At 65.8% G+C, this 24,802-nt stretch carries 20 protein-coding genes; 11 read left to right on the top strand and 9 right to left on the bottom strand.

Annotation, left to right across the window (positions count from 1 at the left end; all coding sequences use genetic code 11):
• The first annotated feature begins 65 nt into the window (after positions 1-65).
• The 3 genes from E2I15_RS14110 to E2I15_RS14100 all read left to right on the top strand — a co-directional run bounded on the left by E2I15_RS14110 (position 66) and on the right by E2I15_RS14100 (position 6,130).
• Entirely contained in the window at positions 66-1,487 is a 1,422-nt protein-coding gene (locus E2I15_RS14110) for a CoA transferase (protein ID WP_137476463.1), read from the top strand.
• Positions 1,488-1,638: 151 nt separating this feature from the next.
• Positions 1,639-2,886 (top strand): efflux RND transporter periplasmic adaptor subunit, encoded by a 1,248-nt coding sequence (locus E2I15_RS14105; RefSeq protein ID WP_018270630.1) that lies wholly within the window; start codon positions 1,639-1,641, stop codon positions 2,884-2,886.
• A 115-nt stretch (positions 2,887-3,001) separates the two neighbouring features.
• A complete protein-coding gene (locus E2I15_RS14100; RefSeq protein WP_038387159.1) occupies positions 3,002-6,130 on the top strand; it encodes an efflux RND transporter permease subunit in 3,129 nt (1,042 codons plus the stop codon).
• Between the two features lie 15 nt (positions 6,131-6,145).
• Here the strand turns inward: E2I15_RS14100 and E2I15_RS14095 are convergent, their stop codons facing one another.
• The gene (locus tag E2I15_RS14095) at positions 6,146-7,114 is read right to left on the bottom strand and encodes an amidohydrolase family protein (RefSeq protein WP_028345375.1); all 969 of its coding nucleotides are present in this window, start codon (positions 7,112-7,114) and stop codon (positions 6,146-6,148) included.
• 138 nt (positions 7,115-7,252) lie between these two features.
• Positions 7,253-8,671 carry a TolC family outer membrane protein gene (locus tag E2I15_RS14090; protein WP_137476462.1) on the bottom strand — a complete coding sequence of 473 codons (1,419 nt, stop codon included), beginning with the start codon at positions 8,669-8,671 and terminating at the stop codon, positions 7,253-7,255.
• 243 nt (positions 8,672-8,914) lie between these two features.
• Here E2I15_RS14090 and E2I15_RS14085 point away from each other — a divergent pair, with 243 nt between their 5' ends.
• Complete coding sequence (locus E2I15_RS14085) at positions 8,915-10,777, top strand: acetyl-CoA hydrolase/transferase C-terminal domain-containing protein (RefSeq protein ID WP_137476461.1); 1,863 nt, start codon at positions 8,915-8,917, stop codon at positions 10,775-10,777.
• Between the two features lie 85 nt (positions 10,778-10,862).
• Here the strand turns inward: E2I15_RS14085 and E2I15_RS14080 are convergent, their stop codons facing one another.
• Together E2I15_RS14080 and E2I15_RS14075 are read right to left on the bottom strand one after the other, a co-directional pair.
• Positions 10,863-11,642, bottom strand: coding sequence for an enoyl-CoA hydratase (locus E2I15_RS14080; RefSeq protein WP_137476460.1), 780 nt, complete (start codon positions 11,640-11,642; stop codon positions 10,863-10,865).
• A 124-nt stretch (positions 11,643-11,766) separates the two neighbouring features.
• A complete protein-coding gene (locus E2I15_RS14075) occupies positions 11,767-12,435 on the bottom strand; it encodes a hypothetical protein (protein ID WP_137476459.1) in 669 nt (222 codons plus the stop codon).
• Positions 12,436-12,762: 327 nt separating this feature from the next.
• On the opposite strand from E2I15_RS14075, the gene E2I15_RS14070 reads away from it, so the two are divergent.
• Entirely contained in the window at positions 12,763-13,308 is a 546-nt protein-coding gene (locus E2I15_RS14070; protein ID WP_137476458.1) for a sigma-70 family RNA polymerase sigma factor, read from the top strand.
• 2 nt (positions 13,309-13,310) lie between these two features.
• On the top strand, positions 13,311-13,949 hold the full coding sequence (locus tag E2I15_RS14065) for an NrsF family protein (protein ID WP_137476457.1): 639 nt from the start codon (positions 13,311-13,313) through the stop codon (positions 13,947-13,949).
• Here E2I15_RS14065 and E2I15_RS14060 read toward each other — a convergent pair.
• Together E2I15_RS14060 and E2I15_RS14055 are read right to left on the bottom strand one after the other, a co-directional pair.
• Positions 13,946-15,052 (bottom strand): DUF2336 domain-containing protein, encoded by a 1,107-nt coding sequence (locus E2I15_RS14060; protein WP_038387165.1) that lies wholly within the window; start codon positions 15,050-15,052, stop codon positions 13,946-13,948. The two genes, E2I15_RS14065 and E2I15_RS14060, sit on opposite strands and share 4 nt — an antisense overlap.
• A gap of 59 nt (positions 15,053-15,111) precedes the next feature.
• Complete coding sequence (locus tag E2I15_RS14055; RefSeq protein WP_137476456.1) at positions 15,112-16,260, bottom strand: GGDEF domain-containing protein; 1,149 nt, start codon at positions 16,258-16,260, stop codon at positions 15,112-15,114.
• Positions 16,261-16,678: 418 nt separating this feature from the next.
• Between E2I15_RS14055 and E2I15_RS14050 the strand changes: the two genes are divergently transcribed.
• The 4 genes from E2I15_RS14050 (at position 16,679) to E2I15_RS14035 (ending at position 20,690) form a co-directional block, all read left to right on the top strand.
• Entirely contained in the window at positions 16,679-17,248 is a 570-nt protein-coding gene (locus E2I15_RS14050; RefSeq protein ID WP_016843228.1) for a sigma-70 family RNA polymerase sigma factor, read from the top strand.
• Positions 17,245-17,964 carry a hypothetical protein gene (locus E2I15_RS14045; RefSeq protein ID WP_137476455.1) on the top strand — a complete coding sequence of 240 codons (720 nt, stop codon included), beginning with the start codon at positions 17,245-17,247 and terminating at the stop codon, positions 17,962-17,964. The genes E2I15_RS14050 and E2I15_RS14045 overlap by 4 nt, the downstream gene beginning before the upstream one ends.
• Before the next feature lie 37 nt (positions 17,965-18,001).
• Positions 18,002-19,684 (top strand): S8 family serine peptidase, encoded by a 1,683-nt coding sequence (locus E2I15_RS14040; protein WP_137476454.1) that lies wholly within the window; start codon positions 18,002-18,004, stop codon positions 19,682-19,684.
• A gap of 511 nt (positions 19,685-20,195) precedes the next feature.
• The gene (locus E2I15_RS14035) at positions 20,196-20,690 is read left to right on the top strand and encodes a TIGR03809 family protein (protein ID WP_137476453.1); all 495 of its coding nucleotides are present in this window, start codon (positions 20,196-20,198) and stop codon (positions 20,688-20,690) included.
• 98 nt (positions 20,691-20,788) lie between these two features.
• Here the strand turns inward: E2I15_RS14035 and E2I15_RS14030 are convergent, their stop codons facing one another.
• Complete coding sequence (locus tag E2I15_RS14030; protein ID WP_137476452.1) at positions 20,789-22,162, bottom strand: TIGR03808 family TAT-translocated repetitive protein; 1,374 nt, start codon at positions 22,160-22,162, stop codon at positions 20,789-20,791.
• A 515-nt stretch (positions 22,163-22,677) separates the two neighbouring features.
• On the opposite strand from E2I15_RS14030, the gene E2I15_RS14025 reads away from it, so the two are divergent.
• On the top strand, positions 22,678-22,968 hold the full coding sequence (locus tag E2I15_RS14025) for a hypothetical protein (protein WP_137476451.1): 291 nt from the start codon (positions 22,678-22,680) through the stop codon (positions 22,966-22,968).
• A 160-nt stretch (positions 22,969-23,128) separates the two neighbouring features.
• Here E2I15_RS14025 and E2I15_RS14020 read toward each other — a convergent pair whose 3' ends face one another.
• Together E2I15_RS14020 and meaB are read right to left on the bottom strand one after the other, a co-directional pair.
• Positions 23,129-23,776 (bottom strand): pyroglutamyl-peptidase I, encoded by a 648-nt coding sequence (locus E2I15_RS14020; RefSeq protein WP_137476450.1) that lies wholly within the window; start codon positions 23,774-23,776, stop codon positions 23,129-23,131.
• Positions 23,773-24,765: a methylmalonyl Co-A mutase-associated GTPase MeaB gene (meaB, locus tag E2I15_RS14015; protein WP_137476449.1), complete on the bottom strand. Its 993-nt coding sequence runs from the start codon at positions 24,763-24,765 to the stop codon at positions 23,773-23,775. The genes E2I15_RS14020 and meaB overlap by 4 nt, the downstream gene beginning before the upstream one ends.
• Positions 24,766-24,802 lie beyond the last annotated feature (37 nt).

Raw genomic sequence — 24,802 nt, 5'->3', positions numbered from 1 at the left:
TGGGATCGGGCACCGCCTTTTTGTCATCATGCTCGGGCATAGAATAATCGCAAACGGGTATGCGCATGCAGGACATTCGTGAAATCCTTTCCGATGTCTGGACCGTCGCCGGCGGCGCGCCGGCCGCGCTCGATGCGGTCGCGCTGACCGGCAGCGAGCCGCAGCTGCCGTCGTCGTTTCGGGTCGCAGCCGCAGCGCAGGCGCCGATCGCAGCGGCCGGCCTCGCGGCGGCCGAGATCTGGAAGGCCCGCAGCGGCGAGCAGCAAGAGGTCGCGGTCGACATTCGCCATGCCGTCGTCGAATGCCGCAGCGAGCGCTATTTGCGCGTCGACGACAAGCCGCCGCCGCCGGCCTGGGACAAGATCGCCGGCGTCTATCGTGTCAAAGACAATCGCTTCGTCCGCCTGCACACCAATTTCCCGCATCATCGCGATGCCGTCTGCAAGGTGCTGGGCTGCAACGCCGAACGTGACGAGGTCCAAGCCGCGCTGCTGCGATGGGACGGCGAGGCGTTCGAGACCGCGGCCTACGCCGCCGGCGGCGTCGTCGCCTTGATGCGCTCGCACGACGAGTGGTCGGCGACGCCGCATGCCAAAGAACTGGCAAAGCTGCCGCTGATCTCGATCGAGAAGATCGGCGAGGCCGCGCCGAAGCCGTGGCCCGCCGGCAACCGGCCGCTGGCCGGCATCCGTGTGCTCGATCTGTCGCGCGTGATCGCCGGTCCCGTCGCCGGCCGCACGCTCGCGGCGCATGGTGCCGACGTGCTGCTGATCTCCGGTCCAGATCTGCCTGATATCCCCTGGCTCACCATCGACACCGGCCGCGGCAAGCTCACGAGCTTCCTCGAGCTGCGGAGCGAGCAGGGGCGGGGCGTGATGCAGGGTCTCGTGGCGCAGGCCGATATTCTCTCGCAGGGCTATCGTCCGCAGGCCATTGCGCGGCTCGGCTTCTCGCCGGAGGAAGCGGCGCGGATCAATCCCGGGATCGTCTACGTGACGCTGTCGGCCTATGGTCATGCCGGACCGTGGGCTGAGCGCCGCGGCTTCGACTCGCTGGTGCAGACCTCGACCGGCTTCAATCACGCCGAAGGACGGGCGGCCGGCACCGATGGGCCGAAGGAATTGCCGGCCCAGATGCTCGACCACGCCACCGGATATTTCATGGCGTTCGGCGCCATGATGGCGAAGGCCCGCCAGGCCCGCGAAGGCGGCAGCTGGCACGTCCGGGTATCGCTGGCGCAGACCGGGCGCTGGCTGTGGAATCTCGGCCGCCTCGAGGGAGGTCTTGCGACCGAGGACCTGAAAGCGGATGCGGTGCAGCCCTTCATCGAACGGCTGCCGTCCGGCTTTGGCACGCTGAACTCGGTCCGCCACGCGGCGGTTCTGTCGCGGACCCCGGCCCATTGGTCCCGTCCGGCCATGCCGCTCGGCAGCCTTCCTCCGGAGTTTCCCGCTCCGGAGTTTCCTCCCCCGGAGTTTCCCGGATGAGACATTCAGCTGCCGTTCAGGCTATCCGAACTTTAACGACTGGCATCGCCGAAGGGCGATTTTTAGGTTGTTTGATACGCCAATTCAGCACTATTAGCGCACCGCTGGGGCTGTCCCGCCGGACGCAGCAACGATCGACCCCGCGGACCGCATGGTGAAAGAGTTTACCAAGAGAATGCAGAGCTTTAGCCGCCCGCGCCTGGTCGTGGCCGCGGCGCTGCTGGCGGTTGCCTGCGCGGGTGCCTATGGCTACACGCGTTTCGGCACGGAAAAGCAGACATCTTCGGAAGTCTCCAGCCAGTCCCGCAAGGGCGGCGCGCGCTATGCGCCGTCGGCGGCCGAGTGGGCCAGCCTGACCTTCCAGACCGTGAGCGAGCGCACCTTCCGCTCCGAGCTGGTGACCGAGGGCAAGATCGGCATCGATGAGGACCGCTCCACCCCGGTCTACTCGCCCTACACCGGGCGCGTCACCCGCCTTATGGTGCGGCCGGGCGATGCCGTGGTGAAGGGCCAGCCGCTGTTCGTGATCGAGGCGGCCGACACCGTGCAGGCGCAGAACGATTACGTCGCGGCGATGACCGGCCTCAACAAGGCGCAGTCGGCGCTCGACCTGGCGCAGATCCAGGAGAAGCGCGCCAAGGATCTGTCCGAGGGCAAGGCGATCCCACTGAAGGATTATCAGCAGGCGCAGGCGGCGCTGGTGCAGGCGCAGAACGATGCGCGTTCGGCGCAGACGCTTTTGGAAGCGGCGCAGAACAAGCTGCGCATCCTCGGCTTCAGCGACGACGACATCACGACGCTGCGACAGAAGGGCCGCCTCAATCCGGAGACGACGGTGTTCGCGCCGATCGGCGGCACCGTGGTTCAGCGCAAGGCCGGTCCGGGCCAGTATGTCTCGACCGGCGCCAGCGACCCGGTCTACGTGATCGGCGATCTGTCGACGGTCTGGCTGATCGCCTTCGTCCGCGAATCCGACGCCGACAGCGTCGCGGTCGGGCAGGACCTCACCTTCAGCGTGATGGCGCTGCCGGGCAAGGTGCTGAACGCGAGGGTCAACTATGTCGCCGCGGCGATCGATGCGACCTCGCGCCGGCTCCTGGTCCGCGCCACCATCGACAACGCCGACAAGCGGCTGAAGCCCGAGATGTTCGCCAATGTGACGCTGTATTCGAAGGGCGATCATCCGGCGGTCGGCGTGCCGAAGCAGGCGCTGATCTACGAGGGTGACCAGGTTCGGGTCTGGGTCGCGAGGCCCGACGACAAGACCATCGAACTGCGCCAGATCAAGCCTGGCCTCATCAATGGCGACCTCGTCGAGGTCGCCGGCAACCTCAAGCCGGGCGAGCAGATCGTGACGAAGGGAAGTCTCTTCATCGACCGCGCCGCATCAGGCACCTAAGCGCATGATCCGGAAACGTGGGAACCGGTTTTCCCTCGCGACGAACGCACAACGCGTTTGCGCGGAGATCACGCTCAATAAGAAAGGTCCCTTCCAGTTGAAAGCGTCGATCTGAATGGATCGCCTCGTCGCCCTTGCCGTCAATCGCCGCTACTTGATGGTGGCCATGTTCGTGGCCGTCTTCATCGGCGGCCTGATCGCGTTCAAGCAGCTCAACATCGAGGCCTATCCCGATCCGACCCCGCCGATGGTCGACATCGTGACGCAGAGCCCTGGCCTCTCGGCCGAGGAGATCGAGCGCTACATCACGATCCCGATCGAGACCCAGGTCGCCGGCATCAAGAACCTCAAGACCATCCGGACCATCTCGCTGTACGGCCTTTCCGACGTCAAGCTGCAGTTCTCCTTCGACTACACCTATGACGAGGCGCTGCAACAGGTGCTCAACCGCCTGTCGCAGCTCGCGCCGCTGCCGGGCAACGTGCTGCCCGGCATCTCGCCGCTGAGCCCGATCGGCGAAATCTTCCGCTACCGCCTGAAGGGACCGCCGAACTACAGCGTGCTCGACCTCAAGACGCTGCAGGACTGGGTGCTGCAGCGCCGCTTCCGTGCGGTGCCCGGCGTGATCGACGTCACCGGCTGGGGCGGCAAGACCAAGACCTATGAGATCCAGGTCGACTTCAACAAGCTGGTCGCCAACGGCCTGACGCTGCCGCAGGTGCTGCAGGCGGTTTCCAACGCCAACATCAATGTCGGCGGCAACACCGTGAACATCGGCTCGCAATCGGCCGTGGTGCGCGGCGTCGGCCTGATCCGCTCGATCGACGACCTCGCCAACACCATGGTCTCGCAGTCCGGCGGCAATCCGGTGCTGGTGCGCGACATCGCCCATGTCACGATCGGCGAGAAGCCGCGGCTTGGCATCGCCGGCCTCGACAATGACGACGACATCGTGCAGGGCATCGTGCTGATGCGCCGCGGCGAGCAGAGCTCGCCGACGATCTCCCGCGTCGAGCAGCTGGTCCACGACATCAACCATTCCTCGATCCTGCCGCCCGGCGTGAAGATCGAGCGGATCTACGACCGCAAGGACCTGATCGAGCTCACCACCCACACCGTGCTGCACAACATGGTGGTCGGCATCCTCCTGATCGTGCTGTTGCAGTGGATCTTCCTCGGCGACCTCCGCAGCGCGCTGATCGTCGGTGCGACGATCCCGTTCGCGCTGTTCTTCGCCGTGATCATCCTGGTGCTGCGCGGCGAATCCGCCAATCTGCTGTCGGTCGGCGCGATCGATTTCGGCCTGATCGTCGATGCCACCGTGATCATGGTAGAGGCGATCTTCCGCCGGCTGTCGCAGACCACGGCGCTGTCGGAAGACGAGCGAAGCCACATCTCCGAGGACACGGTGATGGGGATGAAGAGCCACGCGATCCTGTCGGCGGGCGCCGATGTGTCGCGTTCGATCTTCTTTGCCGCGGCGATCATCATCGCGGCGTTCCTGCCGCTGTTCACGCTATCCGGTGTCGAGGGCAACATCTTCGGCCCGATGGCGCGCACCTATGCCTATGCGCTTGCCGGCGGCCTGCTTGCGACCTTCACGGTGACGCCGGCGCTGAGCGCGATCATCCTGCCGGCGCACATCCACGAGACCGAGACCTGGATCGTCAAGAAGCTCGACGGGATCTACGTGCCGGTGCTGAACTGGGCGATCGCCAACCGCAAGATGGTGATGACCGGTGCGGCCGGCCTCGTGGTCATGACCATCATCTTCGCGCGCTTCCTCGGCCTCGAATTCCTGCCCAAGCTCGAGGAGGGCAATCTGTGGATCCGCGCCACGCTGCCGCCGACGATCTCGCTGCAGGAAGGCAATGCCTATGTCAACGAGATGCGCAAGCTGATCCGCAGCCGTCCCGAGGTGCTGTCGGTGGTGTCGCAGCATGGCCGTCCCGACGATGGCACCGACGCGGCCGGCCTGTTCAACGCCGAGTTCTTCGCGCCGCTGAAGCCGGCCAGCGAATGGCCTACCACCCACGACAAGGAAGTGCTGACCGCGCAATTGCTGGCGCAGCTGCAGGAGAGATTCCCGGGCGTCGAATTCAATTTCTCGCAATATCTACAAGACAACGTGTCGGAAGCGGTGTCCGGCGTGAAGGGCGAGAACTCGATCAAGCTCTACGGCAATGATCTGCAGGCGCTGACCGACACCGCCAACAAGATCAAGTCGGTGTTGTCGACCGTGCAGGGTGTCACCGACCTTGCGGTGTTCACCTCGCTCGGCCAGCCGACCATCCAGATCGACGTCGATCGCGCCCGTGCCGCGCGCTACGGCCTGTCGCCGGGCGACATCAACGCCACGATCCGGGTCGCGGTCGGTGGCGATAGCGCCGGCGACCTCTATGAACCCGGCAGCGACCGGCACTTCCCGATCATCGTCCGCCTTGCGCCGGAATATCGCAAGAGCGCGGAGGCGATCCAGAACTTGCGGATCGGGGTGGCCAACGCCAATGGCGGCATCACGCAGATCCCGCTCTCTGAAGTAGCCTCGATCAACCTGATCTCCGGCGCGGCCTATATCTACCGCGAACAGCAGGAACGTTACCTGCCGATCAAGTTCTCGGTGCGCGAGCGCGACCTCGGCAGCGCGATCCGGGAGGCGCAGCAGAAGATCGACGAGCAGGTCCAGCTGCCGCCGGGATCGCGTGTCGAGTGGGTCGGCGAATTCGGCAACCTGCAGGATGCGATCAGGCGGCTGTCGATCGTGGTGCCGATCAGCCTCGCGCTGATCGCGGTGCTGCTGTTCTTCAATTTCGGCTCGATGGTCGACACCATGCTCGCGATGAGCGTGATCCCGATGGCGATCTTCGGCGGCGTGCTCGGACTTCTGATCTCGGGGATTCCGTTCAGCGTGTCGGCGGCGATCGGCTTCATCGCGCTGTTCGGCATCGCCGTGATGGACGGCATCATCATCCTGTCGCAGTTCAACCAGCTGATCGATGAAGGCTACGACCGGATGCGCGCGGTGATCCGCACCGGCGAGTTGCAGCTGCGTCCGGTGCTGATGACCTGCGTGGTGGCGGGCGTCGGCCTGTTGCCGGCGGCGATTTCGGAAGGCATCGGCTCGCAGGTGCAGAAGCCGCTCGCCATCGTCGTCGTCACCGGCATGATGCTGGCGCCGCTGGTGATCTTGATCACGCTGCCTGTGCTGATCTTCTATTTCTCGCGCCGGCCGCGCGAGCGCTAGCTTGCTCAGAAGGGATCAGGTGAAGCCGTAGAGCCGTGCCGGGTTGTCGACCAGGATCGCCTTGCGGATCGCGGCATCCGGCGCCCAGACCGGAAGCTGGTTGAGGAGGCGGCCGTCGTCGATCTGAAACAACGGTGTCACGTCGGTGACCTTCCTGCCTTGCGGCGTCACCGAATCCGGGTGCGGCCAGTCGGTGCCCCAGACGATACGCTCGGCATTGGCCGCGATCAGCGCCTGCGCCAGCGGCGTGGCGTCGGCATAATCGGGCGCGAGCTTGGAGGCGCGGTAGGCGCCGGAAATCTTGACATAGGCCTTGCCGGACTTGACCAGCGCGAGCAGGTCGGCAAATCCCGGCTGGCCGGTGCCGAGCGCGGCCTCGGCGCCGCCGAAATGGTCGAACACGACCGGCACCGGCGCTGTGGCGACGAGGTCCTTGATCGCGGAGATCATGGCGAGGCTGGTGAACAGCTGCACATGCCAGCCGCGCGCCTTCATCCGCTCGATCGCGGCCGAGAAGCGCTGCCGGCCGACATTCGGATCGTTGACGCCGCCGGTCGCGAGGTTGAGGCGGATGCCGCGGAAGCCGGCCTTGTTCATGGCATCGAGATCGCTCTCGCTGGTCTTGTCGTCGATCACGGCGACGCCGCGCGCGGTCGGCCCGCGGGCCGTGATGCCGAACAGGGTCGACGAATTGTCGGGGCCGTAGACGCTCGGCGTCACGATCACCACGCGCTCGACATGGAGCGCCTTGTGCAGCGCGCTCATCTCCTCCGGCGAGGCCGGTTCCGGCGTGTAGACGCGGCCGGCGAAGAACGGGAATTTCTCGGGGTCGCCATGGATGTGGGTGTGGCAGTCGCACGCCCCGGCAGGCACGTCGAAATTCACCGCGGTCGATGGTTGCGCTGCCTTGGAAAATGCGTTGCTGCTGGTCATGGTCACTCCGGCTGCGATGGAAGCCAGCATCATATCGCGTCGCGTCAGCATTGGACGTCTCCCTGCGTGCTCGGCTGTTATGCGCGTCATACGCGCGCCGGCATTATGGGTTGCCGGCGGGGGCGGAGGTTATCGGCGGAGAGAGCGGGCGGGAAGGGCCAGTTCGCGGTGTGAACGGTTCCGCAATGCCTATTGTCCCGACGGCGTGCGCAGGCCGTGCCAGGCGTCGCGCACCTGATGGTAGTGCACCTCGGGCAGGTAGTCCGGCGTCTTCAGGTTCAGCGTCTTGACGTCAAGGCGCCCGGTTGCGCTGAGCAGCGTGTAGGAGGCGATCACGCGGTCGCGCTGCGCACCGATCAGCCGCGCCCGCGCGGTGATCAGATCCTGCTGCGCGTTGAGCACGTCGACCGTGGTGCGCTGGCCGCCCGCGGCTTCCTTCTGCACGCCGGCGAGCGCAACTTCCGCGGCCTTCATCTCGGACTCGGAGGCCGACACCGCGATCTTGGCCCCCTCATTGGCGACCCACGCGCTGACCACGGCGGTCTTGGCCTGATTGCGGACCTGATCCAGCACCAGCCGGCTCTGCGCCGCGACTTCCTTGGCCTGCCGGGTCTGCGATGCGGCGGTACCGCCGTCATAGATCGGTTGCGTGACCTGACCGATCACCGAGGCTTGATCGGTTCCGAAGGTGCCGAGCGTGGAGTCGGTGTCGCGGCTGCGGCTGACGCTGCCCTGAACGGAGACATTCGGCATCAGGCTGCTCTCGGCGACGCGGATCGAGGTCGAGGCGACGTCGACGTCGAAACCTGCCGCGGTGACGGCGGGATGCTCGCGGAGCGAGAGCGCGATCGCATCCTCGCGGCTGCGCGGCAACAACCGGTCGATGGTCTCGGCCGGACGCAACTGGGATGGCGCGTTGCCGACCACCTGCGCATAGGTAGCCTGGCTGACCGCGTAATTGACCTCGGCGGCGTTGAGGTCGGCGAGGCCGCGGTTGAGCCGTGCCTCAGCCTGGGCGGTATCGGTCGGCGTTACGTCGCCGGCATTGAGGCGTCGTTCGGTGATTGCCCGGGTCTCCTTCAGGAAGGCGACGTTGGCCCGCTGCGCCTCGACCAGGGTCTGATTGGCCAGCACGTTGGTGTAGGCGGTGACGGCGTCGAGCAGCACACCTTGGCCGACATTGCGCAGCGCCTCGCGGCCGGACTGCACCTGCAACTCGGCAACGCGGACGCTGTTGGCGGTCTTGAAGCCGTTGAACAGGGTCTGCGTCACCGTGACGCCGATCTGCCACGGCTTCAGCGTTGCGGTCTGGATCACATTGCCGGGCAGCTGGTCGCGCACCGCCTGCAGGCCGACCGACAGGCCGGCGATGATCTGGGGACGGTAGCCGGCCAGCGCCTGCGGGACGTTCTCGTCGGTCGCCCGCTGGCGCGCCCGCTCGGCATTGAGTTGCGGATTGGTCTGATACGCCTTGACCAGGGCTTCCGACAGGCTCTCGGCGCGGGCATTAGTCTCCGTCAGCAGCGCGCATGCCAGCACGCCAAGGCCGATGCCCGACAAAAGCACGCGCCTCGTAACATCGCCGACCCTCGCGGCACGCTCAACCATGTGATCCCGCAAACCAAAAACCCCGGCAGTGCGCCCCCGCCGCCGCCGCCGACACATCTACCTGTTTACGGGGCGGTGCCGCCACAGACAAACCGCCGCGCGACATCTGCACATCATTTCAGTTCTTGTCTGTTGCCGGTTCGTCACACGCGCACGTACCGGTCATATGAAGTATAAGTTTGAACCGCCGGCCGTCGATTCAACGATGCCGGTTATCCACCGTCTCCTCTGGGTCCATTGCTGATGCCCATCTTCTTCTCCGACCCCGAGGCGATCGCGGAGCACATCATTCGTGACGTCGGAACCAAACTGGTGGTCGGGCTACCGCTCGGCCTCGGCAAGGCCAACCACATCGTCAACGCGCTGTATGCGCGAGCAGTGGCCGACCGCTCCATCAATCTGACGCTGTTCTCCGCACTGACGCTGGAGAAGCCGAAGCCGAAGAGCCTGCTCGAACGGCGCTTCATCGGACCGGTGATCGATCGTCTGTTCGGCGGCTATCCGGATCTCGCCTATGCCGATGCGCTGCATCGCGGCGCGCTTCCGTCCAACATCAAGGTGATCGAGTTCTTCTTCCTCGCCGGACAGTGGCTGCACCAGCCATTCGCGCAACAGCATTACATTTCCGCCAACTACACCCATGCGGCGTCATACCTGTTGTCGCGCGGTCTGAATGTCGTGCCTCAGCTCGTTGCCAAGCGCGTGGTCGACGGCGTGCCACGCTACAGCCTGAGCTGCAACACCGACACCACGCTCGACGTGCTGCGCGCCCGTGCGCAGGGGCGGGCGTCGTTCAAGCTGATCGGCCAGGTCAATTCCGAGCTGCCGTTCATGCCCGGCGCCGGCGACCTGCCGGCGGATGAATTCGCCGCGGTGCTCGACAGTCCCGAGACCGATTTCCCGCTGTTCGCGCCGCCGTCCGAGCCGATCAGCGACACCAAATATGCGATCGGCTTGCACGCCGCCGGTCTGGTGCGTGACGGCGGCACGTTGCAGATCGGCATCGGGCAGGTCGGCGACGCGCTGGCGCAGGGGCTCGTGGTCCGCCATCGCGACAACGCCCAATTCCACGGCATTATGCAGCGCCTTGCGCCCGGTACCGAGCAACTCGCCGCGGCCGAGACCGGGTCGTTCGAAAAGGGTCTCTACGGCGTCAGCGAGATGCTGTTCGAGGCGTTTCTCGGACTGATCGATGCCGGCATCCTCAAGCGCGACGTTGGCGGCGTGATCCTGCACGGCGCATTCTTCCTCGGCCCGCCATCATTCTACCGGGCGCTGCGCGAGATGGCGCCGGAGCAGCTGGCGCGGATCCAGATGATGCCGGTTTCCTTCACCAATGAGATCTTCGGCGACGAGGACGGCAAGCGTCGCGCCCGGGTCGATGCGCGCTTCGTCAACAACGCGATGATGGCGACGCTGCTCGGCGCTGCGATCTCGGACGGTCTCGAGAACGGCCAGGTCGTGAGCGGGGTCGGCGGCCAGTATAATTTTGTGGCGCAGGCATTCGCGCTCGAGGGCGCACGTTCTGTGCTGGCGTTGGAGGCGACGCGCCAGTCCGGCAAGCAGGCGCAGTCGAACATCCGTTGGTCCCATGGACATGAGACCATCCCGCGCCATCTGCGCGATGTCTTTGTCACGGAATATGGCGTCGCCGACGTCAGGGGGAAATCCGATGCCGACGTGATCGCCGCGATGCTGCAGGTCTCGGACTCCCGCTTCCAGGGCGAATTGATGCGGCAGGCCAAGGACGCCGGTAAGCTGCCGCGCAGCTACGAGATTCCCGCGGCGCATCGCGAAAATTATCCCGAGCGGATCGGCGATGCGCTGAGGCCCGCGCGCGATGCCGGGCTGCTGCCGTCATTCCCGTTCGGCAGCGACTTCACCGATGTCGAGCAGCGGCTGATTCCGGCCTTGCAGATCTTGCAGCAGGCGCAGCACACGCCGCTGCAACTCGCCGGCCTGCTGTGGCAGGGCATGCGGCATCCGCCCGATGCCGCCGACCGCGAATGCCTGGCGCGGCTCGGTCTCGACAAGCCGACGCATTTCACCGAGCACGCCTATCGCGCGCTCGTCACCGCGGCCTTGCAACGGAGCCCGAAGGGCTAAAGCGCGATGAGATCATCACGCTTTAGCCTGTTGTCTGCGCATGATCTTGTCCGGAAAACCGCTTCGCACTTTTCCGGATCATGCTTTAGCGGTTCTTGTTGACCGGCTTGCGCTTCTCGATGAACGCCGCCATGCCCTCGGAGCGATCCTCGAGCGCGAAGGTCGAGTGGAACAGGTTGCGCTCGACATTCATGCCTTCCGCGAGCGGCGTCTCGAACGCGCGGTTGACGGCTTCCTTGGCCATCGCGACCGCCGGGCGCGACATCGAGGCGATCTTCTCGGCTGCCGCGAGCGCCTCTTCCATCAGCTTGTCGGCCGGCACGATCCGCGACACGAGGCCCGAGCGCTCGGCTTCCGCCGCATCCATCATCCGCCCGGTCAGGCAGAGATCCATCGCCTTCGACTTGCCGATCGCGCGGGTCAGGCGCTGCGTGCCGCCGATGCCGGGAATGGTGCCGAGGGTGATTTCCGGCTGGCCGAACTTGGCGGTGTCGGCGGCGATGATGATGTCGCACATCATCGCGAGCTCGCAGCCGCCGCCGAGCGCATAGCCCGCGACCGCGGCAATGGTCGGCTTGCGGCAACGGGCGACGCGGTCGCCGCCGATGGCGGTGAAGTCGCTGTTGAACATGTCGATGAAGCCCTTCGGCTGCATTTCCTTGATGTCGGCACCGGCCGCGAAGGCCTTCTCGCTGCCGGTGATCAGGATGCAGCCGATCTTGTCGTCGGCCTCGAGATCGTCGACCGCCGCGGCGATCTCGCGAAACACGCCGAACGAGAGCGCATTCAGCATTTTCGGCCGGTTCAGCGTGATGACGCCGACCGGTCCCTTGCTTTCGACAATGATGAATTCGAACGTAGCCATGGACGCAAACCCCGTGCCTGATTTGCCGGGCAATGTGCCCGCTGACGGGATGCGCTTCAAGGGGCTGAAACGAGGCTTTGGGCCGCGGTGCGGCGCCCCCCGCGCCGCACCGCGAGCGCCTCCGCTAGGCCATGAACATGCGCGCGGCGGAGGCCACCGTGAGCAGGGCGCCGAAGCCGATGAAGATCTTCCCGATCAGTGAGGTCTGGTCCCAGCTCGCGCTGTCGCTGCTCGCCAGAACCGGGGCGGGCTTGGGTGCCGCCGCGGCGACCGGCGGCTGCGCAGGCGGTGCCTCCTGCTGGGCGGTCTGCGGCTGAGCCGGTTGCGGCTGTTCCGCCGGCTGCTCCTGCTGCAGGGCGCGGTCGACGTCGTTGAGCTGGTCGGATGCGACCACATTACCGTCGGACTGATCCGCGGGCTTGTCGGCCGCTGCGATCAACGCATTGGCTTTCACCGGCGTCGCCGCCGCATTGTCGTCGCCGGAGGTCAGCTCTGCATTGGCGTTGGCGACCGTGGCGGGAATGCCTGCCGAAGTGACGCTGCCGGCGTCGCTACCGGTGGCCTTCTTGCTCTCGGATTTATCGGCCGTTTTGGAGGACTGGCGACGCGCATGGCGCCGGCTATGCCGGGGGCTCTGTTGCGCGGACTTGTCGGTCGTTGCGCTGTCGGATTTCGATGCTGATGTGTCCGAACCGGCCGCATGTGCCGGCAGCGGACCGGCGAGACCTACGAAAAGCCCTGTCAGTCCTGTCGCAACCATCAATGCCAAGCGCCCGCTGGCTTTGATCTTCATTTTGATGATCTCCCCATGTCGCCCGCCCAAGGGCGAAAAGAGACCCCGCCGCGTGTCCACACCGGGGCAGAAAAAGGGAATCTTCGGGCATCCGGGGGCAAAAGCTGGGCAATTTCGTCCTAGCGGTCGATCGGGCGAGCAGCAGCACCGATGCTTGTCGGACCGATCGGTGTTATGAGCCGTGACGTCTGAAAACCCGCCGGAGCGATTCTTTGAGGCCGATCCTCGGCGCGGTTATGCCGGAGAATGGGTATCACGAATTCGTGATCGTCTGGCGTGCCGCGTAACGAACTGAAAGATCGGCCGAATTGCAATTCAGGAGCCTGCGTGCGCGAACGTGAGGATGAATGGACCGGCCTGATGCGGTCGGCCATTTCAGGCGATGACGCGGCGTATCATCGCCTGCTCAAGGCCATCACGCCGGTACTCCGTGCCGCGGCGCGCCGCGGCTTGGCGCGCGCGGGACAGCCGGTCGATCAGTCCGAGGACATCGTGCAGGACATCTTGTTGGCAGTGCATTTGAAGCGACAGACCTGGGACACGAGCGCGGCGTTCGCGCCGTGGCTGTTCGCGATCGCACGCAACAAGCTGATCGACGCGCTGCGCCGCCGCGGCAAGCGGATCTTCGTCAACATCGATGATTTCGCCGAGACGCTGCCTGGGGAAACACCGGAGCCGACGGCCTCGCCGAGCGAGGTGAGCGCCCAGCTGCAGGCGTTGCCCGCGCGGCAGCGCGAGGTGCTGCAATCGATCGCGGTCGACAGCGCCTCGATCAAGGACACCGCGGCGAAATTCTCGATGACCGAGGGCGCGGTGCGGGTCGCCCTGCATCGCGGGCTTGCCAGCCTCACTGCGAAATTACGGGATCAATGAGCATGGACACCGATCAACTCATTCGAACCCTGGCCGCCGACAATGCCTATCGCGCGCGTCCGGTCGGTCTTGCGCTGATGCTGGCACTGCTGGCGGCGGCGCCGGTCTCGCTCCTGATCTTCTTCGCCGAACTCGGCGTGCGGCCCGACGTGATGACCGCGATGCACAATCCGTTCTTCGACCTGAAGTTCGCCGTGACGCTGGCGCTCGCCGCATCGGCGATCGCGGTCAGCCTGCATCTGTCGCGGCCGGAGGCCTCGCTGCGCGGCTTCGGCTGGTGGCTGCTGATTCCCGCCGGCATCCTCGCCGCCGCCATCAGCGGCGAGATGATGATGCCGCAGCGTACGCCGATGATGACGCGGCTGATCGGCAAGAATTCGATGGCCTGCATGACCGCAATCCCCGCGATGTCGCTGCCGCTGCTGGTCGGCGCGCTGTACGGGCTGCGGCAGGGCGCGCCGGCGCGGCCGGCGGTGGCCGGTGCGATAGCCGGCCTGCTCTCGGCAGGGCTCGCGGCGACCGTCTATGCGTCGCACTGCACCGACGACTCGCCGCTGTTCGTCGCCACCTGGTACACGCTGGCGACCGCGATCGTCGCGAGCGTCGGCGCGCTGATGGGAAACCGGGCGCTACGCTACTAGGCCGCGGGCGCGGACTGCTGCATGCGATGGAAGCGCAGCACCTGCTGCGCGGTCGACGGCCGCAGCCGCTCATAGGTGTCCTTGCAGGCCTGCAGATCGGTCGGCTCGCCGCCCGAGATGTCGTCGCGCAGGTTGATGATCGCCCGCACCGTCGACCATGACAGGCCCGAGACCTTGGCGAGGATCATGACGCCCTCGGCGCGGGTTTCGATCATCATGTTCTCGGCGACGCTGACCGAGACGTTGGCGAGCGCGGCCAGCGAGGCGTTGGTCTCGTCGAACTTGCCGGCCTCGGCGAAAGCTGCGAGCTGGAATTCGTCGAGCCGGCCGTCCTGGTAGAGCGACTTGACGAGGGCATGCGCGATCGTGGTGTCCGGCGTCACGGCGGCCGGCGCCGAGCGCGCGCGTCGCGTCGCTTCCTTCACCGCGATCGGAATCTCCTTGGCCTGCTGCGGATTGGCGGCCTCGAGCCGCTGCCTGACCGCGTCCGAGGCCTTGGCGACCAGCTTGAGATAGAGATGCCGCGGGATGTTCGGGCGCAGGCCGACGCAGGTCGACAGATTGTCGTCGCCCTCGGCGCGGCTGACCAGGCGGGTGAAGCCGCGCTCGGTGAACTCCGCGCCGGGATTGTTGACCGCGCTCTGGATCACCTCGTCATTGCCGCGCAGCACCAGCACGTCGGTGACGGCGCCGCTCAGCGTCTTGCGGTTCGAGATCGCGAGCAGATGCGCCTGGCTCTTGCTGCGCGCCGTTTCGATCAGGGTGTCGTCGTCGAGCCGCGGCGACAGCGTCAGCACGGGGCCCGCGACCTCGATCAGGTCGTCGAAGGCAAGGGTGCGGATGGTCTGCGGCGGCGCGGTGTCGATCGGGGCGAGGCGGTTGGCGAGCAGCGCCTTGGCCGAGTTTTCGATGTGCTCGAGCAGGCATTGGAAAACGTCGTCGAACAACACGATCTGCTCGTTCGAATAGTTCACAGAGCCGTTGATGAAGAGGTCGGTCACGCGGCGCAGTGTCTCGACGCGGCGTGCGACGGTGCCGTGAGCGAGCGTCGTCTGCAGCTCGTCGAGCAGACTTTCGGGGGCGGTCTCGGGCTTCAAGCTCATGACTCTGTCCTGGAGCAGTGGCGACGGCTTCTCCGGCGCCGAAGACGGAATGAAGGATTTCAGGCGCTGGCGATGCGGTTGCGTCCCCTCGCCTTGGCTGCGTAAAGCGCGCCATCGGCGCGGGCGAGTAACGTGTCGGAGTTTTCGCGCGGCTTGAGCGTCGTGACGCCTGCGGAGATCGTCACCCGCATGCCGGGCGAGAATGCGCTCCAGTCGAGATCGGCAATGATCGCGCGCAGCCGCTCCAGCGCGCGGATCGCCTGATCCTGCGACAGGTCGGGAAGCACCAGCAGGAATTCCTCGCCGCCGTAACGGCCGAAGCGATCGACGCTGCGGAGGTTGGCGAACATGCCGATGGCGAAGGTGCGCAGCGCCTCGTCGCCGATCGGATGGCCGTAGACGTCGTTGATGCGCTTGAAGTGGTCGAGGTCGATCAGCGCGACCGCGCAGGAGCTGCCGTTGCGGGCGCAGCGGGCGATCTCCTCCTCGAGCGTGCGCATGATGCTGCGGCGATTGGAGGCGCCGGTCAGTTCATCGAGCTCGGCGAGCTCCTCGATGCGCCGGTAGGCCTCCTTCAGCTTCAGTCCGCTCTGATACAGCGATTGCTGCATCGAGCTGGAGAAGATGCCGAGACACATGCAGCGCCCGATCGTCAGCGCGAACACCAGCATGGTGGCGAGGCGATCGATCCGGGTCGCGGTCGGCATCCCGATCGTCTTGTCGGTGCCGAGGAACAGCACGGCGAGGCCCAGCACCATGACGGTCCAGACGATCGCGGTCTGCCGCGCCGACGTGCGCAGCGCACCGAAGCCGAACACCACGAACAGATTGCAGAGGAACAGCACGCCGACTTCCGGCGCGATGTAGGTGAACACCAGCAGGTTCACCATGTTGATCGCCGATTGCGGCGCGACCAGATAGTGGTCGCGGAAGCGCTCGTGAAAGCCGCGCTCGGAGAGCACCACATAGACGGCGACCAAACAGAGGCCGGTCAACGCGTAGCCCGCCGCCACCCAGACGGACGTAGTGCCGGCATGCGCGTAGATCAGCAGCACAACGGCATCGAGCACGAAGCAGGCCGCGATCATCGACTGGATCTGGCGGCGCTGCTTGGCCCGTCGCTCCAGACGCTCGGCCGTCAGTCTGGAACGGCCGCTTTCCGATGCGCCCGCGATCGGGCCGGGAAGTGACGACGCAGCGCTGCCCATGGTCCCGCCATTGGTGAAATCCGGCGAAAATCTACGTGGGAAAGCCTTTAGGTTTGGTATCTTTTGGAACCGAATCTACCCCGGGTGTAACCCGGTCATCGCCCTTGTTTCGTAAGGGGAATCCGTTCGCCGAGGCGGGGCGGGAGCGATGTTCCGCAAGCCTGCGCCGTGGCGGACTTCGTGACGGTGCTGGCGTGCCGATAAAGCCTTGGTATGGTCGCGCCGGATGGCGCCTGTCCGCGAGAGTTTTAACTACTATGATACCTCCTATCGAGTCTCGGCCGATTTTTCCTCATTTGAATCGCCGACTGTGGCATAGATCACACATGCAGTGCGGACATTGCCGTAATGTGAAGAATCTTGGCTCTCGCGTCGAACCACGCACCGCCCCCTTCAGACCAACTTTGCGAGACGGCCATTGAGCGCGACACAAGCGGCTTCAGACGACGTTCTGATCGCTCGGATCGCTCAAGGCGACCGGCTTGCCATGCAGGTGCTGTACGGGCGGCACCATGTCAGGGTGTACCGCTTCGGGCTTCGGCTCGTGCGGGACGAACAGGTGGCGGAAGATCTTATCAGCGAGGTCTTCCTGGACGTGTGGCGTCAGGCGGGCAAGTTTGAGGGACGATCCGCCGTTTCGACCTGGCTTCTGGCGATTACCCGGTTCAAGGCGTTGTCTTCGCTGCGGCGAAGGAAGGACGCCGAATTGGACGATGAGGCCGCAAACGCGATCGAGGACACGTCCGACGATCCGGAAACGGTAGTGCAGAAGAAGGACACCGGTGACACGCTGCGTAGGTGCCTGACGGGGCTATCGGCGGAACATCGGGAAATTGTCGATCTTGTCTACTATCACGAGAAATCCGTGGAAGATGTCGCTGAGATCGTGGGGATTCCGGAGAATACCGTGAAGACGCGCCTGTTCTATGCGCGCAAGAAACTTGCCGAGTTGCTGAAGGCAGCCGGTGTCGAGCGAGGTTGGCCATGATGGCTGCGAGAAAAAAGGTGCAAGAGCCTGACGATATCGAGATGCTGCTGCCCTGGCACGCGGCCGGCACGCTGAACGCGCGTGACACGCGCCGCGTCGAGGATGCGCTCGCGCGCGATCCGGAGCTTGCCCGGCAATATGCCGTCATTCGCGAGGAATATGCCGAGACCATCGGCCTCAACGAGAGCCTCGGTGCGCCCTCGGCGCGCGCCATGCAGAAGCTGTTCGCCGCGATCGATGCCGAGCCGGAGCACAAGCCGTCGATCGGTGCGCGCATGTCGGCCTCCGTCTCGGAGTTCTTTTCGAAATTATCGCCGCGGACGCTGGCCTGGTCGTCCGGCCTCGGCGCGGTCGTGGTGTTGTTGCAGGCAGGCGTGATCGGCACGGTGCTGATGCGCACCCAGCCGGCTTTGTTCGAGACGGCGTCGCTCGATGTCGCCGAGCGCAGTGCGCCGGTCGCGCCCAGCGCGCCGATCACCCGCGACCTCGGTGCCAGCGTGGCGGCGACGCCGACCCGGCTGCTGGTGCGCTTCACACCCGATGCCAGGATCGCCGACATCACGTCGCTGCTCGACAATTACCAGGCCTCGATCCTCGACGGGAAGGGCGGGATGTTCCGGTTGCAGTTCCGCGCAATGGACAAGGGCAGCGTCGCTGCGCTGATTGCGCGCTTGCAGAAGGAGAAGATCGTCAGCCTCGCGGTCGAAACGCCGTAATCGGCGGCTGACGGTTCTGCGCCGAATTGAGGTCACCATGGCCGCCAACGGCCGGACCAGATCGACGAACCACGCGATCGCCGCGGCCGCAGCATTGTTGCTGGTTTGTGTTGCCGGCTCCGCCTCCGCCCAGAATTTCATGCGATCGCCGACCGGTGGCGCGCCACAGGTCTCGCTCGGGCAGCGGGCCAATCCCGGTATGGGCCGTGTTGGCGGCAATCCCGTCGGCGGGTTCGGCGGCATGGTTGGCCGCATGCCGCCGTCGGCGGACCGCGGCCCGGCCGCGTCATGGACCGACGATGCGCCGCGATCGCGCCTGCCGCCGCCCCCTGTGCGCCCTGCGCCCCGTATCTCCGCCAGCTGCGACGACGGCGATCGCGGCCAATGCTCCGACCGGCCGGTCGCCTTCCACGGTGGCAACGGCGCAGCGCGGAAGGGCAGGGCCGGTGGTGGTGGCAGCATGCGCACGCAGGATGCGGCCGGCACCCGAACCGTGCCGAACCAGCTCGTCGCCGCAATCGATGGCGCCTTGACGGAGGCGGAGGCCGATGCGCTCGCGCGCAGCCATGGGTTGAGGCGGATCGCCTCGCAGAATATCGCGCTGCTGGGTGCGACGGTCGGCCTGTTCCGCATCTCGGGCAATCGTTCGCTCGAGGTCGTGAGCCGCGAGCTCGCAAGCGACGCCGGCGTCCGCTCCGTGCAGCCGAACTACCGTTACGCATTGCAGGACCAGAAGGCGTCGGGCGGCAGCGATCCGGCGCAATATGCCCAGACACAGCTGCATCTGCCGGCAGCCCACAAGCTGGCGCGCGGAATGAATGTCACCCTTGCCGTGATCGACTCCGGTGTCGATGCCGCCCATCCGGAGCTGGCGAACACGGTCGCGGATACGTTCGATGCGCTCGGCAGCAAGGGTGGCCCGCAAGCCCACGGCACCGCCATTGCCGGCGCGATTGCGGCGCGCGTCAGGCTGACGGGGAGCGCGCCGGAAGTGCGGATCCTGGCGATCCGCGCCTTCGGTGCGGTCGCGGGCGGCGCCGGAAGTACCTCCTATGTGATCCTCAGGAGCCTCGACTACGCGGTGGCGCACGGCGCGCAGATCGTGAACATGAGCTTTGCCGGACCGCAGGACGCACTTGTCGGGCGCGCGGTGGCCGCCGCCGCGGCGAGGGACGTCGTGCTGGTCGCTGCCGCCGGCAATGCCGGCGCGACATCGCCGCCGCTGTATCCGGCCGCCAATCCCGCTGTGATCGCAGTGAGCGGCACCGATGCCGGTGACCAGCTGATGGCGGCCTCAAACCGCGGCAGCCATATCGCCTTGGCGGCCCCGGGCGCCGACCTCCTCGTGCCGGTGCCTGACGGCAAGTACCAGCTGATGTCGGGCACCTCGCTTTCGGCCGCGTTCGTCAGCGGCATCGCGGCCTTGGTGCTGGAACGCAATCCGGCATTGAAGTCCGCCGATGTGCGACGAATCCTGACCAGCACGGCGCGCGATCTCGGGACACCGGGACGTGACGATCTGTTCGGTGCGGGGACAGCGGATGCGCTCGCCGCGGTGATGGCGGCGACCAGTGCTCCCGTCGCCTCTGCCGCGGACAAACCGTCGCAGCCTGCACAGCAGGCCGACGGCAATAACACTTCCGTGAGCCGCACGTCGAATGAACCCGCGCCGTCGATCGCATCGGAGGATTCCGCCGCAAATCGTCGTGCTGCGCAGTGATTTTCGACGCCGAACGCCTGCAATGGTGCGATGGAACCGCGGCGCGGCAGGGTTAAAAAAATCGCCGGCGATTTGAACGTCCGCCTTCCTCTCACGACTTATGTGTGTGGGAGCGGTTTATCCCTCCCCGGCTATATCAGGCGCGAGCGCCCATCCACCCCAAGCGCCCATATGGCTTTGACCCGTCCGGTTGTCCCCCCGGACGGGTCTTTCATTTTGCGGCTCCTTGCATGACGGACTTGGCCGTGCGGCGCGATGGCGCCGACCGATGGCGCGGGATGGGCATATGCGCGACGGCGGCGACGGTTTGCTGTGGATCGTTCCGGCAGTCGATGACTTGACGGCGGTCCGAGCGAGAAACTCCGTAGTCGAGCGGACTTCTTCGATCGCCCGTTCGCGATTAAGAATTTAGTTAGACTTTATTTACCTTTTCCACAGAATATCGGCGTCACGTCCAGTTGATTCGGTTCGGTTGCGTCTGCGTCCGTTTCTTTTCCTGCGGGCAACTTGAATGACACATCGGACCGACGTGGCCAGAGGCCAGGAGATCGTTGCACGCTGGTGCAACCTCGCCGAGCAAAGGCTGGAGCACCTTACCGAACTGTTCGACACCGGGCGCTGGCGCCGCTATCACAGCGAGCAGGGCTTTCTCGAGAACATCAGGGAAGCCCGCGCCGCGGTCGACATCTGGCGCGAATTGCTGTCGCGCGAAGCCTCGCTCGACAATTCGCCGATCGATCTGTCCTGGCTCGGCCGCGGCAGGTCGAAACTGCCGCCGCGCGATATCTCGCCAGTGCCGGAGCGGCGGTCGGAGGCCGCGACATTGGCGGAGGCCGCCATGACCGCGGTCGCGGCTGCGCTGGAGACGGCGACGGAAGTGTTGGAGCAGCCGCTCACTGTGGCCGACGCGCCGCCGCTGGAGATGCCCCCTCCGGCGGTGCGGCCGCCGGTGCTCGATCTCGACACCATCCAGCGGCGCTATCCGCTGCTGCGCAACGCGCTGTAGGCGACCGCTCTCGCTTATTTTTTCAGCATGATCTCCGCGCAAACGCGTTCCGCGTTGGTCGCGAGGGAAAACCGCTTCGCGCTTGTCCGGATCATGCGCTAGCGCCGCACCGCGTTCGCGCCGACCACGAGCTGCGCATATTGCTGGGTGCCGCCGGCCGACAGGTCCGGCGTGATCGGGCGGGCGTGGTCGAGCCCGACCACTGCACCGCGCGGGGTTTCCGAGATCATGTTGTTGTTGATCAGCGCGGTGCCGGCGCCCGGCACCACCGAGACGCCGATGCCGACGAAGGCATTGCGGACCACGTTGCCCGATATCGCGACGTCGCGCAGGTACTTGCCCCAGCCGGCGACAATTCCGAAGGTCGGCGCGTTCTCGATCACATTGCCGGTCACGGTGCTGTCGGCCTCGACATAGATGCCAATGCCGGCGCCGTCGTTCGGATCGGTGCCTGCAGGGCGCTTCGGCAGCAGGTTGCGGATGATGTTGCCTTGGACCACCGCGATGCGGCCGCCCTCGTTGAAATTGCACACCGAGACGCCGATCGTGGCGCCGTCGACGGTGTTGTTGGCGATCACAGCGGCCTCGAACGAGAACTCCGAATACAGCGCCACCTCGCGAACATTGCTAACGCTGTTGTCGGTAATGTGGATGTTCGAGGCCGAATTGCCGCGTACCGCCGAGAAGTCGCAGTTCTTGATGCGGTTGCCGCGCACGATCACATTGCTGGCGCGGAACGCGTTGATGGCGTTGCCGTATTGCCCGGAGCCGCCGGGGCCGGCCTTGATGTCCTCGATGCGGTTGTCGGCGACGATCGAGCCGTCGTCGCCGATCGCGGTGCGCAGGATCTCGATGCCGTTGTCGTTGGTGCCCTTGATGGTGTTGCGCGACACCATCAGGCCGACTGCGTCGAACGACACCAGCGCCGTGGTCGCGATCTCGGTGAACACGTTGTTGCTGACGTCGCCCGACATCTGCTCGAACCAGATGCCGGCGCCGCCGCTGCCGGTGAACTGGCAATCGGTGATGCGGATGTCGCGGCCGGACAGGCAATGGATGAGGCCGCGGCGCGCAGGCAGCGGGACGTTGCCGCCGTTGAAGGCAAGGCCCATCAGGACGATGCCGCTGGCGCCTTCGCCTTCCAGCAGCGAGGCGCCGCCGTTGAACGCCAGCCGGCTGGCGCCGCGGACGCCGATCAGCTGGCTGCCGGAAGCAAGCCGCAACAGGCCGGTGCGGTAGACGCCGGGCGGGAAGGCGAGCGGCACCTGCGCCCGCGCGGCGTCGTCGATCGCGCGCTGCAGATTGCGGGTCTGGTCGTCGGGGCTGCCTGGTCGGACGCCGTATTGCGTGACGTCGCGGCCGAGCGAGCCGGACGATTGCGCGGCAGCGCGTGCAGCATCCGGCGACACCGCAAGCGCGCCGGCTGCACCGGCGACGGAGGCTCCGATCAGATGGCGGCGGTTGACGTCCATGGGCATGGCCCTCGCAACATTCGCGAGCGTGACGTTCGCGGGTCGAGTGGTAGCGCGAAATGCGGCGCGGCATGGTGAACACGCCGACGCAGCGGGGCGATTGTTGGCGGTAGGGTTAATCGCGGGTGCAACCGCTTCACGTTGTCAAACAATCGTTCCTCGATATCATCACCCGCGCATGCCGCGGCGTACTCGATCCCCCGCATGCGCGGGCCTGACACCGGAGAGAATGAGAGCTCACGGCTTCTTCCCAGGCGTCGTCCCGGCCTAGACTCTAGTGCGCAATTGCGCACGGGGCCGGGACCCATACGCCGCGGCTTGTGTTGTGAACAGGACTCGTCATTGCAGCGACGCTCAACAATGATTCTTTCGCGGTTATGGGCCCCGGCCTTCGCCGGGACGGCACCAAATGGCCGTCGCAGGCCTCGTCATTCGATCCAACTTTAGCATTTGCTGGAGTCCACGGTTGACGCGTTCGGAGTATTGCTCGCCCGCTGGCTTGAGAGGAGAGACCGGTGTTTGACGTGGGAGACTTGGTTGTCTGCATCGACAATGGCCCGAAGAAAGGAGCCATTGGGCCGGTGGTGCCCATCCATCATTTGCTACACAAGGAGCGTATCTACCGTGTCAATTTCATCGGGACGACCTGGACGGGGAGACTGACCGTCGGGCTGGCGGGCATCGCGTTACATCCTCCGATGATTGGGTTCGAGCCTTACAGATTCCGCAAGCTCGATCCTGCGGAGCCTGAATTTATTGAAATGATCCGCAGCTTGCGTACGCGTGAGTTGGAGGATGCCAACTAAAGCATGATCCGAAAAAGTGCGAAGCGGTTTTCCCTCGCGACAAACGCGGGACGCGTTTGCGCGGAGATCATGCTCAAACAAAGAGCTAAAGCGCGATGACGATTCAACCTAATCACATCGCGCTTTAAGGGCACGTATTTACACCGCCCAATCCGCACGCTCACGCGCGCGCAGCCTGCCGGGTCAGTTTCACCAGCTCCATCAGCATCGCTTCGCCGGCATCGACAAGCGCTTCCAGCGTGATGTGTGATTTGCCGGGTGCAGCTGTTCCGTCATGGGCGAGCGGCGGAACGTGGACGAACTGCGCGAGGCGCAAGTCATTGTCGCCGTTCACGGCCTCGATCGCCCGCCAGCTCAAATAGTTGCAGAGATAGCTGCCGGCGTCGCGCGAGGCTCGCGCGTCGATCCCGGTCGCCAGCGCGGCGCGCAGCAGCTTTTCGGTATGCGGCCCGAACATGCGCGCGTCGGCGCCGCCCTCGATCGATCCTTTCCGCGCATGCTGGCGGCCGGCATCGGGGAAGCGCGTGGTCACCGCGTTGCGGGCGCGGCTTTCGATCCGCAGATAGTCGGTGCGGCCGGCGAGCCCGAACATCAACAGCGCCTGCGGGCGGTGTTTTGCGATCAGCTCCAGCAATTCGCGATCGACGGCCGCGTAGGTGACGTCGAAGATATGGCTCGACAGCGCGACGTCGTCGAAGGCCGGGCGGCGCAGGCCGGTCAGGCGTTTCACCAATGGCATGGTCGGGTTGAACGGCGCACCCGGAAACGGCCCGAAGCCGGTGACGAGGATGCGCAGCCTGCCGCTCAATGCAGCATCTCCGCGATCTGTTCGGCGGCGACCGCGGGCGAGATGCGGCCGCCGGCGACCTCGGCTTCCATCTTCTTCACCCTGGCGCGGATCGCGGCATCCGAGCGTAGCCGCGCCATCATCCGGCCCTCCAGCATCGACCACATCCACTTCACGTGCTGCTCGCGCCGGCGGGTCTCGAATTCGCCCGAGGCGTTCATCGCGGTGCGGTGGTCGAGGATCTTCTGCCAGAGCCGGTCGAGCCCGGCGCCGGTCAGCGCCGAATAAGTCTCGACCGGCGGATGCCAGTGCTCGGAGCGCGGCGCCAGGATATGCAGCGCGCTGCGATAGTCGGCGGCGGCGAGGTTGGCGCGCTTGAGGTTGTCGCCGTCGGCCTTGTTGATCGCGATCATGTCGGCGAGCTCGACGAGGCCCTTCTTGATCCCCTGCAATTCGTCGCCGGCGCCCGGCAGCATCAAGGCCAGGAAGAAGTCGGTCATGTCGCAGACCGCGGTCTCGGACTGCCCGATGCCGACGGTCTCGACCAGCACGACGTCGAAGCCGGCGGCCTCGCAGAGCAGCATCGCCTCGCGGGTCTTCGCCGCGACGCCGCCGAGCGTGCCCGAGGAGGGCGAGGGGCGGATGAAGGCCCGGTCGGAGACGGCGAGCCGCGCCATCCGCGTCTTATCGCCGAGGATCGAGCCGCCGGTGCGCGCCGAGGAGGGATCGACCGCGAGCACCGCCACCTTGTGGCCGCGCTCGATCAGGAACATGCCGAGCGCATCGATGGTGGTCGACTTGCCGACGCCGGGCGAGCCCGTGATGCCGACCCGCACCGCCTTGCCGGTGTCGGGCAGCAGCGCCTGCACCAGCTCGCGCGCCGCCGCCTGATGATCGCCGCGCCGGCTCTCGACCAGCGTGATCGCCCGCGCCAGCGCGGCGCGGTGGCCGGCACGGAGGTCCTTGGCGAGGGCACGGATGTCGGGAGCGGCGGGCTTCGAGGCGTTCATGGTCTTGGTTTACAACGGCTGGCCATGGCAGGCGAGA

Origin of the sequence: Bradyrhizobium sp. BR2003 (assembly GCF_009720285.1) — a bacterium.
GTDB classification, from domain to species: Bacteria; Pseudomonadota; Alphaproteobacteria; order Rhizobiales; family Xanthobacteraceae; genus Bradyrhizobium; species Bradyrhizobium elkanii.
This window is presented reverse-complemented; position numbering and strand designations above follow the sequence as displayed.

What these genes read in the sequence shown, in the direction of transcription:
- E2I15_RS14110 (WP_137476463.1), top strand. Translation starts at nt 66, where the DNA reads ATGCAGGACATTCGTGAAATCCTTTCCGATGTCTGGACCGTCGCCGGC.
- E2I15_RS14095 (WP_028345375.1), bottom strand. Translation starts at nt 7,114, where the DNA reads ATGCTGACGCGACGCGATATGATGCTGGCTTCCATCGCAGCCGGAGTG.
- E2I15_RS14105 (WP_018270630.1), top strand. Translation starts at nt 1,639, where the DNA reads ATGGTGAAAGAGTTTACCAAGAGAATGCAGAGCTTTAGCCGCCCGCGC.
- E2I15_RS14080 (WP_137476460.1), bottom strand. Translation starts at nt 11,642, where the DNA reads ATGGCTACGTTCGAATTCATCATTGTCGAAAGCAAGGGACCGGTCGGC.
- E2I15_RS14055 (WP_137476456.1), bottom strand. Translation starts at nt 16,260, where the DNA reads ATGGGCAGCGCTGCGTCGTCACTTCCCGGCCCGATCGCGGGCGCATCG.
- E2I15_RS14090 (WP_137476462.1), bottom strand. Translation starts at nt 8,671, where the DNA reads ATGGTTGAGCGTGCCGCGAGGGTCGGCGATGTTACGAGGCGCGTGCTT.
- E2I15_RS14085 (WP_137476461.1), top strand. Translation starts at nt 8,915, where the DNA reads ATGCCCATCTTCTTCTCCGACCCCGAGGCGATCGCGGAGCACATCATT.
- E2I15_RS14075 (WP_137476459.1), bottom strand. Translation starts at nt 12,435, where the DNA reads ATGAAGATCAAAGCCAGCGGGCGCTTGGCATTGATGGTTGCGACAGGA.
- E2I15_RS14060 (WP_038387165.1), bottom strand. Translation starts at nt 15,052, where the DNA reads ATGAGCTTGAAGCCCGAGACCGCCCCCGAAAGTCTGCTCGACGAGCTG.
- E2I15_RS14045 (WP_137476455.1), top strand. Translation starts at nt 17,245, where the DNA reads ATGATGGCTGCGAGAAAAAAGGTGCAAGAGCCTGACGATATCGAGATG.
- E2I15_RS14065 (WP_137476457.1), top strand. Translation starts at nt 13,311, where the DNA reads ATGGACACCGATCAACTCATTCGAACCCTGGCCGCCGACAATGCCTAT.
- E2I15_RS14035 (WP_137476453.1), top strand. Translation starts at nt 20,196, where the DNA reads ATGACACATCGGACCGACGTGGCCAGAGGCCAGGAGATCGTTGCACGC.
- E2I15_RS14030 (WP_137476452.1), bottom strand. Translation starts at nt 22,162, where the DNA reads ATGGACGTCAACCGCCGCCATCTGATCGGAGCCTCCGTCGCCGGTGCA.
- E2I15_RS14040 (WP_137476454.1), top strand. Translation starts at nt 18,002, where the DNA reads ATGGCCGCCAACGGCCGGACCAGATCGACGAACCACGCGATCGCCGCG.
- meaB (WP_137476449.1), bottom strand. Translation starts at nt 24,765, where the DNA reads ATGAACGCCTCGAAGCCCGCCGCTCCCGACATCCGTGCCCTCGCCAAG.
- E2I15_RS14100 (WP_038387159.1), top strand. Translation starts at nt 3,002, where the DNA reads ATGGATCGCCTCGTCGCCCTTGCCGTCAATCGCCGCTACTTGATGGTG.